The 14,404-nt window shown below is 52.2% G+C and carries 13 protein-coding genes; 10 read left to right on the plus strand and 3 right to left on the minus strand.

All coding sequences use genetic code 11. The features are described 5' to 3' along the window. The first annotated feature begins 116 nt into the window (after window positions 1-116). The 7 genes from mutY (at window position 117) to VHE34_RS19935 (ending at window position 7,117) form a co-directional block, all read left to right on the plus strand. Window positions 117-1,196 carry an A/G-specific adenine glycosylase gene (gene mutY / locus VHE34_RS19905; RefSeq protein ID WP_325590894.1) on the plus strand — a complete coding sequence of 360 codons (1,080 nt, stop codon included), beginning with the start codon at window positions 117-119 and terminating at the stop codon, window positions 1,194-1,196. A 126-nt stretch (window positions 1,197-1,322) separates the two neighbouring features. Next, window positions 1,323-1,763, plus strand: a complete 441-nt coding sequence (locus VHE34_RS19910) for a single-stranded DNA-binding protein (protein ID WP_325590896.1) — start codon at window positions 1,323-1,325, stop codon at window positions 1,761-1,763. 78 nt (window positions 1,764-1,841) lie between these two features. Beyond that, the gene (gldE, locus tag VHE34_RS19915) at window positions 1,842-3,131 is read left to right on the plus strand and encodes a gliding motility-associated protein GldE (RefSeq protein WP_325590898.1); all 1,290 of its coding nucleotides are present in this window, start codon (window positions 1,842-1,844) and stop codon (window positions 3,129-3,131) included. Window positions 3,132-3,134: 3 nt separating this feature from the next. Next, entirely contained in the window at window positions 3,135-3,737 is a 603-nt protein-coding gene (locus VHE34_RS19920) for a hypothetical protein (RefSeq protein WP_325590901.1), read from the plus strand. 105 nt (window positions 3,738-3,842) lie between these two features. After that, the gene (locus tag VHE34_RS19925; RefSeq protein ID WP_325590903.1) at window positions 3,843-4,430 is read left to right on the plus strand and encodes a DUF3109 family protein; all 588 of its coding nucleotides are present in this window, start codon (window positions 3,843-3,845) and stop codon (window positions 4,428-4,430) included. Further along, window positions 4,427-5,803, plus strand: a complete 1,377-nt coding sequence (locus VHE34_RS19930; protein WP_325590905.1) for a LutB/LldF family L-lactate oxidation iron-sulfur protein — start codon at window positions 4,427-4,429, stop codon at window positions 5,801-5,803. The genes VHE34_RS19925 and VHE34_RS19930 overlap by 4 nt, the downstream gene beginning before the upstream one ends. Window positions 5,804-5,809: 6 nt before the next feature. Beyond that, a complete protein-coding gene (locus VHE34_RS19935; RefSeq protein WP_325590909.1) occupies window positions 5,810-7,117 on the plus strand; it encodes a DUF7033 domain-containing protein in 1,308 nt (435 codons plus the stop codon). A gap of 54 nt (window positions 7,118-7,171) precedes the next feature. Here VHE34_RS19935 and purH read toward each other — a convergent pair whose 3' ends face one another. Next, a complete protein-coding gene (purH, locus tag VHE34_RS19940) occupies window positions 7,172-8,692 on the minus strand; it encodes a bifunctional phosphoribosylaminoimidazolecarboxamide formyltransferase/IMP cyclohydrolase (protein ID WP_325590913.1) in 1,521 nt (506 codons plus the stop codon). Window positions 8,693-9,340: 648 nt separating this feature from the next. Between purH and VHE34_RS19945 the strand changes: the two genes are divergently transcribed. Then, on the plus strand, window positions 9,341-9,817 hold the full coding sequence (locus tag VHE34_RS19945; RefSeq protein WP_325590917.1) for a hypothetical protein: 477 nt from the start codon (window positions 9,341-9,343) through the stop codon (window positions 9,815-9,817). Between the two features lie 389 nt (window positions 9,818-10,206). On the opposite strand, the gene VHE34_RS19950 is transcribed toward VHE34_RS19945, so the two are convergent. Next, on the minus strand, window positions 10,207-10,467 hold the full coding sequence (locus tag VHE34_RS19950) for a hypothetical protein (protein WP_325590921.1): 261 nt from the start codon (window positions 10,465-10,467) through the stop codon (window positions 10,207-10,209). 65 nt (window positions 10,468-10,532) lie between these two features. Between VHE34_RS19950 and VHE34_RS19955 the strand changes: the two genes are divergently transcribed. After that, entirely contained in the window at window positions 10,533-11,345 is an 813-nt protein-coding gene (locus VHE34_RS19955) for a sensor histidine kinase (RefSeq protein ID WP_325590926.1), read from the plus strand. A gap of 41 nt (window positions 11,346-11,386) precedes the next feature. Beyond that, window positions 11,387-12,046, plus strand: a complete 660-nt coding sequence (locus tag VHE34_RS19960; protein WP_325590929.1) for a response regulator transcription factor — start codon at window positions 11,387-11,389, stop codon at window positions 12,044-12,046. Here the strand turns inward: VHE34_RS19960 and VHE34_RS19965 are convergent. Beyond that, the gene (locus VHE34_RS19965) at window positions 12,043-14,382 is read right to left on the minus strand and encodes an efflux RND transporter permease subunit (RefSeq protein ID WP_325590932.1); all 2,340 of its coding nucleotides are present in this window, start codon (window positions 14,380-14,382) and stop codon (window positions 12,043-12,045) included. The genes VHE34_RS19960 and VHE34_RS19965 overlap by 4 nt on opposite strands. Between the last annotated feature and the right edge of the window lie 22 nt (window positions 14,383-14,404).

Raw genomic sequence — 14,404 nt, forward strand, 5'->3', positions numbered from 1 at the left:
ATAACAAAATTGTTAATTCACAACTCATTAGAGCACAAATTAAATTCGGGTGTCAAAATAATAGATTTGGTTTATTTCTGCAAGGATTCTCTAAAATATTGATTTTGAATTGAAAAATGGCTGATTTTACCGAAAATTTGCTAAAATGGCATAAAACAAAAAATTCCCGGGAAATGCCCTGGAAGGGAGAAAAAGACCCCTACAAGGTCTGGTTGAGCGAAGTCATCCTCCAACAAACACGCGTGCAGCAAGGCTGGGCTTACTACGAAAAATTCATTGCGGCTTTTCCGACCATTCACGATCTCGCCATAGCGCCCGAACAAAAAGTATTCAAGCTTTGGGAAGGTCTGGGTTACTACAGTCGTTGCCGCAATTTAATCGCGACAGCTAAAAAGATTGATGCAGAATACAATGGACGGTTTCCAACGTCTTATGGGGAAATTCTTACCCTTAAAGGCATCGGACCTTACACCGCCGCTGCCATCGCCTCTTTCGCCTTTGGTCTTCCACATGCGGTCGTAGACGGCAACGTAACACGCGTGCTCTCCCGCTATTTCGGCAACTCCACACCGATCGATACCACTGCAGGAAAAAAATTATACGCTGAACTCGCTCACTCCCTGCTTGATATACAACAACCGGACATTTATAACCAGGCCATTATGGACCTCGGCGCAACGATATGCCTTCCGCGCAATCCCCTTTGTGCAGATTGCATGCAGCAGACAAAGTGCAAGGCATGGCAAAACGGATGGACGTCACAACTCCCCATAAAAGAAAAGAATATTCAGAAAAAGCAACGCTGGTTTTATTACTTCATCGTCGAGACATTCGACGGCGAGGTGTATATCCGTCAACGCAATGCGAAAGATATTTGGGAAGGACTTTATGAGTTTGTGCTTTGGGAAACTGAGGAACCCGCCTATTTTAATAATAGCCGCCTCCCTGAATCCAATTTCCTACGGCAACTCTTTGGCCGACAATCACTCACAGTCAGGTATATCTCAAAGGTCTACCGGCAGGAGCTCAGCCACCAAACCATCCGGGGGCAATTCCTAACGGTACGGCTTAAAAGCCCACTCGCCTCGCCCGGCGACTATATCCGGGTCAGCCGCAGCCGGCTTTCGGAGTTCGCTTTTCCAAAATTCATAAACGCCTGGCTGCTCGATCCTACCCCGGCACAAAGCTTGTTCTAGCGGGGAAGACTCCAAAGACCATTGGATACCAAGGGAAAAATTTATCTTTTTGGCTGAAAAAAGCTAATTTTAAATCGGCGCTGGATTCCATAAGACGATTTGTAAAACATTTCTAAACATTGATGTATGAGAGGCGTAAACAGGGTGATGCTAATAGGTAATTTGGGAAAGGATCCTGACGTACAATACCTGGAAGGAAATATTGCGGTGGCGAAGTTCTCTTTAGCGACGACGGAGACATTCAAAGACAGGGCAGGAAAGCTGATTTCACAGACGGAATGGCATACCGTCGTTCTTTGGCGGGGCCTTGCCGAGCTGGCGCAAAAATACCTTCACAAGGGAAGCCTTGTCTATATCGAAGGCCGCCTCAGGACCCGCAGCTGGGAAGACAAGGAAGGAAATAAGAAATTTGCGACGGAAGTCGTCGGCGATAACCTCATCATGCTCGATAAACGTACCGATGGGCCGGCCCATCCTCCCATCCACCACCCCGAAGGGGGGATCGAAGGCATAGGCGGCAACGACGCAGCCCCCCTGGGAGAACCTTCCGAAGACCTTCCTTTTTAGTGGTTCGGACGGACCGGAGGTCCCCCGGCCGAAGGCCGGACATTAGACTCGCAGGATCATAAACGAAATCTGTTTGTTTTGGAATTACTCCTTATAAATCCCCAGGCAACCACGGTCCTGGCCATTGTTATTCTTTTTCTTCTCTTGCTTTCTTTCGTCCTCTCCGGATCAGAGGTCGCTTTTTTCACGCTTACTTACAAGGATATCAATATTCTGAAGACCAAGCAGGATGTTTCCTGGAAACGCATCGTCACCCTGCTCGAAGAGCCGAAGACCCTCCTCGCTTCCCTGCTCATTGCCAACAGCATCATCAATATCGCCATCATAATCCTCGCCAACTTCCTTATCGATGAAATGATCCTCCCAAGACCCAATTTCTGGGTATTGCTGTTCCTGAAGGTGATCCTGATCGGTTTCGTCATGATCCTCTTCGGCGAGGTGATGCCAAAGATCTGGGCAACCCAGAACAACCTCCAATTCGCCTACTATACCTCCGGCATCATCGAGCTCATCAACCTGCTCTTCCGCCGCGTAAGCAACTGGGCCGTACATCAATCCGAAGCGCTTGAGCGCTTCTTCGGAAGCAAAAAGCCGGGACAGGAGCTCGAGCAGCTTGGCTACCAGATCGATCAGTCCGTCAGGAACGAAGCTTCGGAAGATGAACGAAATATTCTGAAAGGCATCGTCAAGTTCGGCAGCATCACCGTCCGGCAGGTCATGCGGGCCCGCCTGGATGTCTGTGGCGTCAGCTACGACCTGAGCTTCGGCGAGCTGAAGCAAAAGATAGAAGACCTGCACTACTCCCGCCTGCCGGTGTATAAGAGCAGCCTCGACGAGCTGGCCGGCACCATCCAGAGCCGCGACCTCATCGGCTCCCTCGGCGAGCCCGATAGCTTTGACTGGCATCCCTTTATTCGGCCGATCTATTTCGTACACGAACACAAGCTGATCGAAGACCTCCTGCAGGAATTCCAGCAGAAGAAGGTCCATTTTGCCGTTGTTGTCGACGAGTTCGGCGGTACCAGCGGCATCGTCACGCTCGAAGATATCCTCGAAGAGGTCATCGGGGACATCCGCGATGAGTTCGATGAGGAAGAACCCACCAATCGCCGCCTCGACGATGGTAGCTATGTTTTCGAAGGCCGCACGATGCTCCACGACGTCTGCAAGATCATGCACCTGGCCGTCGACACCTTCGACAAGGTAAAAGGCGAAAGCGACAGCCTCGCCGGTCTCATCCTGGAGATATCCGGGGATATTCCCAAGGTCAACGACGTCATCCCCTGCGGAGACTTTGAATTCACCGTGCTCGAGGCAGACAGCAGCCGTATAAAAAAAGTAAAGGTGGCTATCAGAATGCAATCCTAAATCATGCGAACTACCATCCTCATTCTATTCCTGGCTCTTATTTATTCCTGCAATTCGGTCTATACTCCCAAACGCCGCGGGTATTTTAAAATTGATTTCCCGCCCCATGAATATCAGACCTTCGACCAGCCCGGCTACCCCTATACCTTCGAATATCCCATATACGCCAACATCCTGAAGGACAGTACCTATTTCGACACCGTCGCCCCGAACCCCTGGTGGATCAACATCGACTTTCCCCGCTTTGGCGCCCGCATCTACGTCAGCTATAAAGCAATAGGTCCAAACAAATTCGACAAGCTGCGCGACGACGCCTACAAGCTCACCTTCAAACACACCTATAAGGCCAGCGCCATCGAGGACTCCCCCTTCGTCACCAAAAACGGGATAGGCGGCGTCTTCTTCAGCGTCGGCGGCAATGCCGCTACGGCCAAGCAATTCTTTGTCACCGATACGACCCGTCATTTCCTGCGCGGCGCCCTCTATTTCGATACGACGCCAAACGAAGACTCCCTGGGTGTGGTCAACCAGTTCCTTGAAAAGGATATGGACCACCTGATCAATACCTTCCGATGGAAGAACCTCGCCCCGCAAGCCCGTAAATGATGTAAATTTGCAAAGATGGGCTACAGGCCCATTGGCCGAAGGCCAATAAATTAGCCATCTGACGCCAAGGGCTAATTTCTCACAAGCCCAAAGGCGTCATATATTATGATAGCTATCGACAATATTTTGGTCAGTGACGATGTGGTCCGTGAACAGTTCGTTTGCGATCTCCTCAAATGCAAGGGCGGTTGCTGCGAGGACGGCGATGCCGGCGCCCCGCTCGAAAAAGCCGAGCTCGACGAGCTCAACGCCGTCTATGAGATCGTAAAACCCTATCTTACCCCCGCAGGGATCAAGGAGATCGAAAGCCGCGGCCGCTATCAATATGACCGGGAGTTCGGCTGGGTGACCCCCACCATCGAAGGGAAAATGTGTGCTTATGGTTTCCGCGACGCCAACGGCATCATCAAGTGCGGCATCGAACAGGCATACTATGACGGGAAGATCAGCTGGAAAAAGCCCATCAGCTGCCACCTCTATCCCATAAAGACCGGAAAGACAAAGGCTGGGGAGTTCGTCAACTACGAGCCCAGGGATACGATGTGCCGTCCCGGCTGCGTACAGGGAAAGAAGCTCAAAGTGCCCGTTTACGTCTTCCTCAAAGAAGCCATCATCCGCAAGTACGGGGAAGATTTCTATGGCGTGCTCGAGCAGATTGCTGAAAGAAATAACTCGGAAAAGCAAAAGAAATGACAGATACGGCTGCCAATTTCATCGCGAAAAGTACCGTCAAGGCCGAAGACCTTGATCACCGGAAGAAGATCAACTTCAATATCGGCCGTTACAACGCGGTCGTGCCCCAGGGTAAGCAGCAGTTTGCCGAGCTCAACCTGGCGCGGGAGCGGGCCAAGAATATCAAATGGCGGGCACTCGAGACGCTGGACCAGCAGCTCGAAGAGTTCGAATCCAATTTCACCAAGCGTGGCGGCCGGGTCATCTGGGCCGAGAACTCCGCGCAGGCCCTCGCCGAGGTCCTCGCGATCTGTAAGGAAAAGCACTGCAAGACCATCGTCAAAAGCAAGAGCATGGTCACCGAGGAGCTGAAACTGAACCATTTCCTCGAAGACAACGGCATCGAGAGCGTAGAGACCGATCTTGGCGAATACATCCAGCAGCTGGACGGGGAACCGCCCTACCATATCGTGACGCCCGCTATGCACAAGAGCAAGGAGGACGTGGCGAAGCTCTTCGCCGAAAAGCTCAACACGCGGCCGGGCCTCACTCCCGAGCAGCTGACCCTCGTCGCCCGGGAAAAGCTCCGCAAGAAATATGTCCAGGCGGAGATCGGCATCACCGGCGCCAATTTTATCATCTCCGACATCGGCGGGATCGCCGTTACCGAAAACGAAGGGAACGCCCGGCTCAGCGCCTCCTTTCCAAAAACGCACATCGTCATCGCCGGAATCGAAAAAGTCATTCCTTCCATGACCGATCTCGGCCTCTTTTGGCCCCTGCTCGCCACCTATGGCACCGGTCAGCGGATAACGGTGTATAATACCATCATCACCGGTCCCCGCCAGCCGGGCGAGACCGACGGCCCCGAGGAAATGATCATCATCCTGCTCGACAACGGCCGCACGAATATCCTCGCCAATGCCAGGAGCCGCGAAAGCCTCTATTGCATCCGTTGCGGCGCCTGTCTCAACGCCTGCCCCATCTATAAGAACATCGGCGGCCACAGCTATGGCACCACGTACAGCGGTCCCATCGGTTCGGTCATCACTCCCCATCTCAAGGACATGGGCGAATGGAAGCATCTCAGCTATGCTTCTTCGCTCTGCGGCAATTGTACCGAGGTCTGTTCGGTAAAGATCAACCTGCACGAGCTTCTGTTGGAGAATCGCTACGAGGCCGTCGGGGACGGCTATGCGACCTGGGCCGAGAAGCTGGCCTGGACGGTGTGGAAGAAAGCGAGCCTCAGCCGGAATATGATGAATATGGGTGGCCCGCGTGTCAAGAACTGGGTGGTCAACCGGGCCTTCAAAGCCTGGACCGCTCACCGCGCAGCACTCGATTTCGCACCCCAAACCTTTAACCAGCGCTGGAAGACCGAGCGGGCGAAATGAAATGGAATGATCTTATTCTGTTCTCATAACACCGAACGGCTCAGATACACTATCGGTTTCTGCTCCAATGAGCTGTTCGATATTCCCATTACGATCACTACCGATCCGGTCCAATTTGCCGCCGCCTCCGGTCCGAAGATCAATTACTCCGATCAGCCGCAAGACGGGGCCTTCCATATCCGGCCCGCAGGTCTCCTGTTCGCCACCGGCATCGAGTCGCAAAACATCTCCTGCTTCGAGCACAACCGCCGCAAAGCCTTCTTCGCCACGAACGGCGACCTTCCCTTTGATATCCTTTCGGCGATATTCTATCTGATCAGCCGCTATGAAGAATATCTGCCGCATGAAAAGGACAGCTATGGCCGTTACGCCCATACCAACTCGCTGGCCTGGCGCGAAGGTTTCCTCGATATCCCGCTGGTGAATTATTGGTTGGCCGATCTCCGCGAGGCCCTCACCCGCAAATTCCCCGGGCTCATTTTCCGCTACCCGGCCTTTAAATTTGTTCCCACCTATGATATCGATATCGCCTGGTCCTTTTTAAATAAGGGGTGGAAACGGAATGCGGCGGGCTTTCTCAAGGCCCTGGCTACCGGAAAATTCAGCCAGCTGCGCCTTCGCGCCGAAGTGCTGGCCGGCCGCAAGCCCGATCCCTTCGACGCCTATGAATGGTTGGATTCGCTCCATCTCTACTGCCGGCTCAAGCCTTATTATTTCTTTCTCGTAGCCGAACACAACAGGGGTGTGGACCGCAACATCTCGCCTTCGGCCCCCGCATTCCAGCAGCTGATCCACTATCACGGCGCCGGGTATCGCCTGGGCATCCATCCTTCGTGGCACAGTGGCGACCATCCGCAACTCCTTCGGGAGGAGATCGAATGGCTCTGCACCATGGCCGATCAACCCATCACCCGCAGCCGCCAGCACTATATCCGCTTTACGCTTCCCGGGACGTTCCGCCGGCTGCTGGCCGCCGGCATCGAACAGGAATTCTCGATGGGCTACGGGTCCATCAACGGTTTCCGGGCCTCCGTGGCCTCATCCTTTTATTGGTATGATCTGGAAAAAGAGGAAGCAACTTCACTACGCATTTTCCCTTTCTGCTTCATGGATGCCAACTCCTACTACGAGCAGGGATTTACAGCCGCCCGCGCCCGGCAGGAGCTGATGCACTACTATCATCATATCCGCAAGGTCAGCGGTATGATGGTCACCATCTGGCACAATCACTTTCTGGGGACTGATCCGCAGTTCGCGGGGTGGCGCGAGGCGTACGAGGTGTTTCTTAGAGAAGAGATCTTTTGGGATCATTGACGATACCATCCGTCAAGTGCGATGCTACGGCAGCGACGCAATTGTCGCGCACACTCAATGCTTGAAATGCCGCATCCCGGTGATCACCATCACCAATTGGTTCTCCACGCAATAATCGATCGAATCCTTATCCCGAATGGACCCGCCCGGCTGTATAAACGCGGTCACGCCGGCGGCATGCGCCATCTGTACCGAATCATTGAAAGGGAAGAACGCGTCGCTTGCCAGCACGGCCCCATGCAGGTCGAAATTGAATTGACCCGCCTTGCCGATGGCCTGCCGGACGGAATCCACCCGGCTCGTCTGACCGCAGCCTTTACCGACCAGCTGCAGGTTCTTGATCAGGGCGATCGCGTTTGATTTGAGGTGTTTACAAACGATATTCGCGAAAATAAGATCGTCCTTTTCCGCGGCAGTAGCGGTACGGCCGCCGACTTCTTTCCAGTCGCTATAATTCCCTTCGTCCGTCTGCTGCTGCAACACACCGTTCAGCAGGCTGCGGTATTGTTGGGCGGGCTTCACGGGCGACTTCTGCAATAGCAGGATGCGGTTCTTCTTCGACCGGAGGATCGCCAGGGCATCGGCATCGAAGGCCGGGGCGATCAACACCTCGAAAAAGATCTCGTTGATGGCTTCGGCCGTTGCCCTATCCACGGGACGATTGCAGGCCAAAACCCCGCCAAAGGCGCTCTCGGGATCACCGGCAAGCGCGCTGTCCCAGGCTTCCTTCAGGGAAGCCCGGACGGCCACGCCGCAGACATTCGTATGTTTGATGATGGCAAAGACGGCCCGGCCTTCTCCGGAAAATTCCTGGATCAACTCAACCGCGGCATTTACGTCCACCAGGTTATTATAGGAGAGTTCTTTTCCGTTCACCTGCTCGAAGATGTCTTCCAGCTTGCCATAGAATTGGGCGGACTGATGAGGATTTTCCCCATAACGCAAAGATTTTGGGGAGGGAACAGACTCGAGGAAATAATTGCCGCCCGTCGGAACAAAATATTTTGCGATCGCTACATCATAATGCGCGCATACTTCGAAGGCCTTCGCCGCCAGCATCCGGCGTTGTTCGAGGGTGGTTTCCCCCCGTTGTTCATTCAGCATATTCTCCAGCCAGCCATAGTCGGACCTGGAAGCGATCACGACCACGTCTTTATGATTCTTGGCCGCGCCGCGGATCATCGAGGGCCCGCCCACATCGATCTTCTCTATAATGGCCTTGTCATCGGTCGTGCTGGCCACCGTCTCTTCGAACGGATAGAGGTCGACAATGACCAGGTCGATCTCCGGGATCTGGTATCGCGCCATCTCTTCGACGTCAACAGGATTATCTCTCCGGCCGAGGATCCCACCAAAAACGGAAGGGTGTAATGTCTTTACCCTGCCACCTAAAATCGAGGGATAAGAAGTCAGACTTTCGACCGGCACACAGGGCAATCCGAGGGATTCAATCAACTGTTGGGTACCACCGGTCGAGAATATTTTCACCCCCAGGTCGTGTAGTTTTTTTACTATAGGGGCGAGTCCGTCCTTGTAGAAAACGGAGATTAATGCTGACTTGATTTGCTTGTTCATTAGATGTTTTTGCGGCCAGATGGGATTTTTTTCCTTTACGCCGGGTCGCAAAAGTACAAAAAACCGACCATTGGCCGGTTTTTTGAATGGTAACAGGAGGTAAGCCGTCGATCGATTTTCTCATGCGCACTATTTAAGTCCGCATTAGCGTTTATATCTTGGCTGGAGGCATCAGCATACATACCCAAACACGCTTCAAAAGCTAACAGGATAAGGTGTTAATGGTTATGTATGCTGTTGCTAATTAAACTTTTGGGATTAGAGCAGTAGCACAGGTGATTACTTCTTAAGGATATCAAAATTTAAAAACGGGACATTTTTGGCAACCTCTGTACTAAATGTCCTATAAAAATGTCAAACGGGTTAAAATAGGGGAAGAAAAATGACCCGTAATTTTTTTGCGTAAAACACGCAACTTTCTACTGCGTACTTCACGTGCATTTCCGCCGACTTTTTACTGTTTTTTATATGCAGAAAAAACCTTTTTTTTGTCATAATTAGCCTCTGATTGTTTGATCCCCTTTATTTTACGGATAATATTAATTTATAATTGGGTGATTTATATTTCCTTGCGAAGCGCGCTGTGGAACGGTTGGGAATACATTTACAACAGCAAATTATTCTTCAACATTCTAAAAACAGTCAGCTATGAACACTATTGCAAAAAAATCCGTAAATGCCGGCAAATTCCTCACTAATGAGCATGTCGCAACCCTTCTCAGCACGTATAAGCAGAACCGTTGGGTCGACAATTCCGAGAAGATCGGCAAGGAAGATTCCCTCACAGTCTCCGTTTCAATCGAAGAATTGGAGTCCCTGATCGAGCGGATCAAACTGCATGGCGGCGACGGAGTTCGTTTCCATTTCGCAGCCTATCCGGAAAACTATGAACCCCAGCCTATTTATTCAAACCATCAAACACTTGTCATGATCGGCACGCGTAAAGGCGCCGATGGAGCTTCAAAGGAGATCTATATGTCCGAAGGGAAAGACGCACGCATCCTCGCTTATGGCGATATGCCTTTCTGCCCCCCGGTTTGCGGAGGTGGACTCGGTGGAAGTCGTCGTCCTGCCACCACTACATCATTGGTCGATCGTGGAGATAAGGGAATGGTTGTAGCGTAATACGCCCGACTAATATGAGAAAAAAATAGCCCGGAATCAAATTTCCGGGCTATTTTTTTACTGGCATAAGTGAGAAATTAAGGCTATTTTGCCAACAAATGTTCTATTTTCTCAGCTTTTTTATTGTTCTCGTTGCTTTGCTGACCAGCTTCACTCTATACCGGCAAGGCCCGTCGAACCTTTATTTACGGCTATTTCCAATCTTTCTTTTACTCGTTACGATATTAGTTGGGATCACCGATTATCAGGCTGCCGTTGGCATACACAACATATCATTGCTGAATATTCTGACAATTTTTCAAAATTGCTTCTATTTCTACATCCTGTACCAGATCATCCAGCAACCTGTGGTAAAAAGGATCGTCTTTAATCTGATCTGGGTCTTTCCGCTAATCGCTGTTATTAATATTCTTTTCATCCAAAGGAAGATCGATACATTCCATACGATCACCTATTCCCTGGGGGGCCTGCTTTTGGTAGCTTTTTGCGTTTTCTACTTCTTCGAACTTTTCCAGCGGCCCCGGTCTGTCAATCTGGCCCGCAACCCCGATTTTTGGATCTGCTCTGGTCTGCTGTTCTATTTTTCCTGTAGCTTTCCGATCATTGGAATGACAAACAATCTCGGCTCGATGCCGGAGTTTATCTTGCATAACCTATGGTGGATTCTCAACATCCTGGACATCCTATTATACACCTCCTTTAGCATTGCTTTTCTATGCAGGCTCAGAATCAGGAAGTCCTCATTATAATCCTAGTGGGGATCGCCCTGGCCCTGCTCCTGGTCGGCTTCATAGTCACCATGCTATTCCTTTATCAACGCCGCCAGCACCGGCAGGAACAGCAACTCACCCGCATGAAAGACCAATACCAGCAGGAACTTCTCCGCTCCCAGCTGGAGATCCAGGAAACCACCTTCAAGACCATCGCCCAGGAGCTCCACGACAACATAGGCCAGGTCCTTTCCGTGGTCAAGCTCTCTCTTTCCATTCTCCCGCTGGAAAAAGATCATCCCGCCTACGAGAGCGTCCAGGCCAGCCGGCAGATGCTCAACAAGGTCATCTTCGACATGGGCAATCTCACCAAGAGCATGCATACCGACCGCATCACCCAGATCGGACTGGTCGAAGCCATGCGATTCGACCTCGACGCCCTACAGCGCACCGGTCTTCTGAAAGTGGACTTTGCCGTCACGGGGGAGGAGTACCCGTTTGATAATCAGCGATCTATATTCCTTTACCGCATGTTCCAGGAGATGATGAACAATATTTTAAAACATTCCAAGGCCACCTATGTAAATATTGCGGTTAATTACTCAATTGATAATAAATTTGTTCTGAAAGTGGAGGACAATGGGGTCGGGTTTGACGTCGACAACAAGCGGACTACGGCATCTTCCTCCAGCGGTATTGGCCTGAAAAGCATGACCAACCGCGCCTCCCTGATCGGCGCACAGATCACCGTTCAAAGTCAACCGGGTAAGGGAACCTCCATAAAAGTGGAACTACCCCTGGAAAAGGATAAAGTATAAGGCAAGGGCCCGTCGGCCGAGGGCCAATCAATAAATGGATTATGTCAGCAGCAACCAAGAAAATTCAGGTCGGTATTGTAGATGATCACAGTCTGCTGCGAAAGGCGCTGGCAAAACTCATCGGCTCCTTCGAGTCATATGCGGTCCTGTTCGAAGGAGACAACGGCAAGGATCTCAAGAATACAATCTCGCAAAATATCATTCCCGACCTGGTCCTGCTGGACGTGAATATGCCGGACATGGACGGTTATGAGACCGTCCGGTGGTTGCACAAGAACTATCCCCAGATAAAAGTCCTCGCCCTCTCGATGTTCAGCGATGAGAACACCATCATCCGCATGCTCCGCCTCGGCGCCAAAGGCTACATCCTGAAGAATATCGAACCCGAAGAGCTGAAACTGGCCCTCGACTCCATCATGAAAAAGGATTTCTATCTCTCGGAATATATCTCGGGTAAGATCATCAGCGGTCTGCATAAAGACCTCGGCAATCCCGAAGACCCCATCGTGCTCAACGATAAGGAGAAGGAGTTCCTCCGCCTGGTCTGCTCCGAACTCTCGTACAAGGATATCGCCGACAAGATGTTCATCAGTCCCAGAACCGTTGACAACTATCGCAACACCCTGTTCGAAAAGCTGAAGGTGCGCACCCGCGTCGGTCTTGTCATGTTTGCAATAAAGAACAGTCTCGTCGAATTCTAGTCCGCCTTCTTCTTTTTTCTCGTCAATCCGAGCAATAATACCGGCAGGAACACCAGGTTCGTGACCGTGGAGATCACCAGCGTCAACGATGTCAGCCAACCCAATGCCAGGATACCGCCAAAATCGCTAAAGCAGAAGATCACGAAGCCCGCCGTCAGCACCAGCGAAGTATAAAGAATGCTGATCCCCGTCGTATTGATCGTGTCGATCACCGCCTTCTCCGCGCCCTCGGCATTTCCCACCTGTTTGTAATTCACCAAAAACCGGATCGTGATATCGATCGCGATCCCCAGCGCAATGCTGAACACGATCACGGTCGAAGGCCGCAGCCGGACCCCCGCCCAGCCCATGATCCCCGCCGTGATCACCAGCGGGATGACATTGGGCACCAGCGAACAGATGAGGATGCGCAGGTTCCGGAACAGGAAAAGCATACAGGCTGCGATCAGCACGAACGCCCAGAGGATACTATCCTTCAGACCTTTGATGATGAAGCTGCTGCCCTCCAGGTACGTCACGCTCGTCCCCGTAAAGGTCACCTTGTATTTTGAGGAATCGAACAGGCGGTCGGTTTGATGTTGGAGATCGCTCAACACCGCCGGGAGCCGCCTGCTGCCGATATCCGCCATCTGGATGCTCACCCGCAGCCGCTGCTGGTTGCTGTCCACAAAGCTCAAGAGCAACTTGGTAAGGTTGTTATTGTTCTTTGCTCCCTCGGCGCTCTTTGCGCCGTTCAGGTTGAGATAGGCGACGATCAATTCGAGGTCCACTCCATTGGGAACGATGTATCCCGTGCTGTCCGTTCCATAATAGGCCTGGCGGACGAACTTCAGGCCCTCCACCAGTGACAGCGGTCTTGCCATATCGGGCTGTGCGGCGATGTAAGCGGAAAGCCGGTCGATGCTGTCCAACGTCTTCACCATCCCCGCCCGTAAGCCCTTTCTCCGCTTGGTGTCGATCACGATCTCCAGCGGCATCACCCCTTTGAAATTCTTCTCGAAGAACTTCAGATCGGCGTGCAGCTTATCCTTCTGCGGGAGATCATCCACGATAAACCCTTCCGACCGCAGCCGGAGCATACCCACGATGGAGACGGCAACGGCCAGCGCCGTCAGGAAGTAGATCATTCCCTGGTGATGCAGGGTCCAGCGTTCGAGCCGCCTCAGCACCGCCGACAGCATACGGTTTTCCAGGTATCTCGTGTGACCCGGCCTGGGCGCAGGCAGATAACTGAGCACTACCGGAATCAGGATAAAGGAAATAAAGAACAACGCCATGATATTGATCCCGGCGACCACGCCAAACTCGTTCAGGATCGAACTTCGCGTCAGCGCAAAGACCCCAAACCCGATCGCTGCCGTCAGGTTACAAAACAGCGTAACGACCCCCATCCGGCCGATCATCACCACCAATGCCTCCCGCTTGTCACCCGTATCGCGGTAGGCCGTATGGTATTTGTTCATGAAATAGATACAGTTCGGGATGCCGATGACCACGACGAGGGTAGGGGTTAGGGCATTCAATAAGGTGATCTTATATCCCAGCAGATCCAGCGTTCCAAAGCTGAAAACGACGCCGATGATGACCACCGCGAGGGACAGCAGCATGGTGCTGACGCTCCGGAAGAAAAGAAAAAGGATCAGCGACAGCATCAATACCGATCCCAGCAGGAACCACCGGGTCTCCGACGCCACTTTCGTCGCCATCCGGGTCCGGATCAGCGGAAGGCCGCTATAGTGCATGTCCAGCCCGTTACGCTGTCCAAAACTGTCGACCAGCTTCGTAATGCCATTCACCGTGACGATCCGCTGAGCCGAGTTCATTACGGCCTTGTTGACATGCACGGCCGTCAGCCAGGTGCCGGTCTGCCGGTTGAAAAGGAGGCCTTCGTAGAAAGGCAGTCCCAATAACACCGCCTTGCCGCTGTCGATCGCGGCCTGTGAAACGGGATGTGCGGGAAAGATCGGCACGGCCCTCATCTTCTGGCCGACCGTATCCCGCTCGAGATTCACCGCCGAAGAGATCCCCAGCACATCATCCACCCCGGGCACCTTTTTCAGCGCCTCGTTCATCGCGATATAGTCGGTAAACACCGGCAGCTGGAAAAGTTTGTCCGTTTGTACGCCGATGACCAGCAGGTTCCCATCCTCGCCAAACAACTTTCTGAATTCCTGGTAGGCCTTGTATTTGGGATTATCGGTGGGGATCGCGCTGTTGAAATCGTAGCTCAGTTGGACCCGGGATGCCCGAAAAGCCATAAAGCCAGTGAGCGTCAACAACGCAATGAGCCAAAATAACCGGAATTTCAGGACCAGACGGGCGATGGATTCCCACATGTATGAAAAATTTTACTTTGCA

The sequence above is a fragment of the Puia sp. genome (assembly GCF_035546395.1).
GTDB lineage: Bacteria > Bacteroidota > Bacteroidia > Chitinophagales > Chitinophagaceae > Puia.

What these genes read in the sequence shown, in the direction of transcription:
- mutY (WP_325590894.1), top strand. Translation starts at nt 117, where the DNA reads ATGGCTGATTTTACCGAAAATTTGCTAAAATGGCATAAAACAAAAAAT.
- VHE34_RS19910 (WP_325590896.1), top strand. Translation starts at nt 1,323, where the DNA reads ATGAGAGGCGTAAACAGGGTGATGCTAATAGGTAATTTGGGAAAGGAT.
- VHE34_RS19920 (WP_325590901.1), top strand. Translation starts at nt 3,135, where the DNA reads ATGCGAACTACCATCCTCATTCTATTCCTGGCTCTTATTTATTCCTGC.
- VHE34_RS19925 (WP_325590903.1), top strand. Translation starts at nt 3,843, where the DNA reads ATGATAGCTATCGACAATATTTTGGTCAGTGACGATGTGGTCCGTGAA.
- VHE34_RS19930 (WP_325590905.1), top strand. Translation starts at nt 4,427, where the DNA reads ATGACAGATACGGCTGCCAATTTCATCGCGAAAAGTACCGTCAAGGCC.
- VHE34_RS19935 (WP_325590909.1), top strand. Translation starts at nt 5,810, where the DNA reads ATGATCTTATTCTGTTCTCATAACACCGAACGGCTCAGATACACTATC.
- purH (WP_325590913.1), bottom strand. Translation starts at nt 8,692, where the DNA reads ATGAACAAGCAAATCAAGTCAGCATTAATCTCCGTTTTCTACAAGGAC.
- VHE34_RS19945 (WP_325590917.1), top strand. Translation starts at nt 9,341, where the DNA reads ATGAACACTATTGCAAAAAAATCCGTAAATGCCGGCAAATTCCTCACT.
- VHE34_RS19950 (WP_325590921.1), bottom strand. Translation starts at nt 10,467, where the DNA reads ATGCAAGATAAACTCCGGCATCGAGCCGAGATTGTTTGTCATTCCAAT.
- VHE34_RS19955 (WP_325590926.1), top strand. Translation starts at nt 10,533, where the DNA reads ATGCAGGCTCAGAATCAGGAAGTCCTCATTATAATCCTAGTGGGGATC.
- VHE34_RS19960 (WP_325590929.1), top strand. Translation starts at nt 11,387, where the DNA reads ATGTCAGCAGCAACCAAGAAAATTCAGGTCGGTATTGTAGATGATCAC.
- VHE34_RS19965 (WP_325590932.1), bottom strand. Translation starts at nt 14,382, where the DNA reads ATGTGGGAATCCATCGCCCGTCTGGTCCTGAAATTCCGGTTATTTTGG.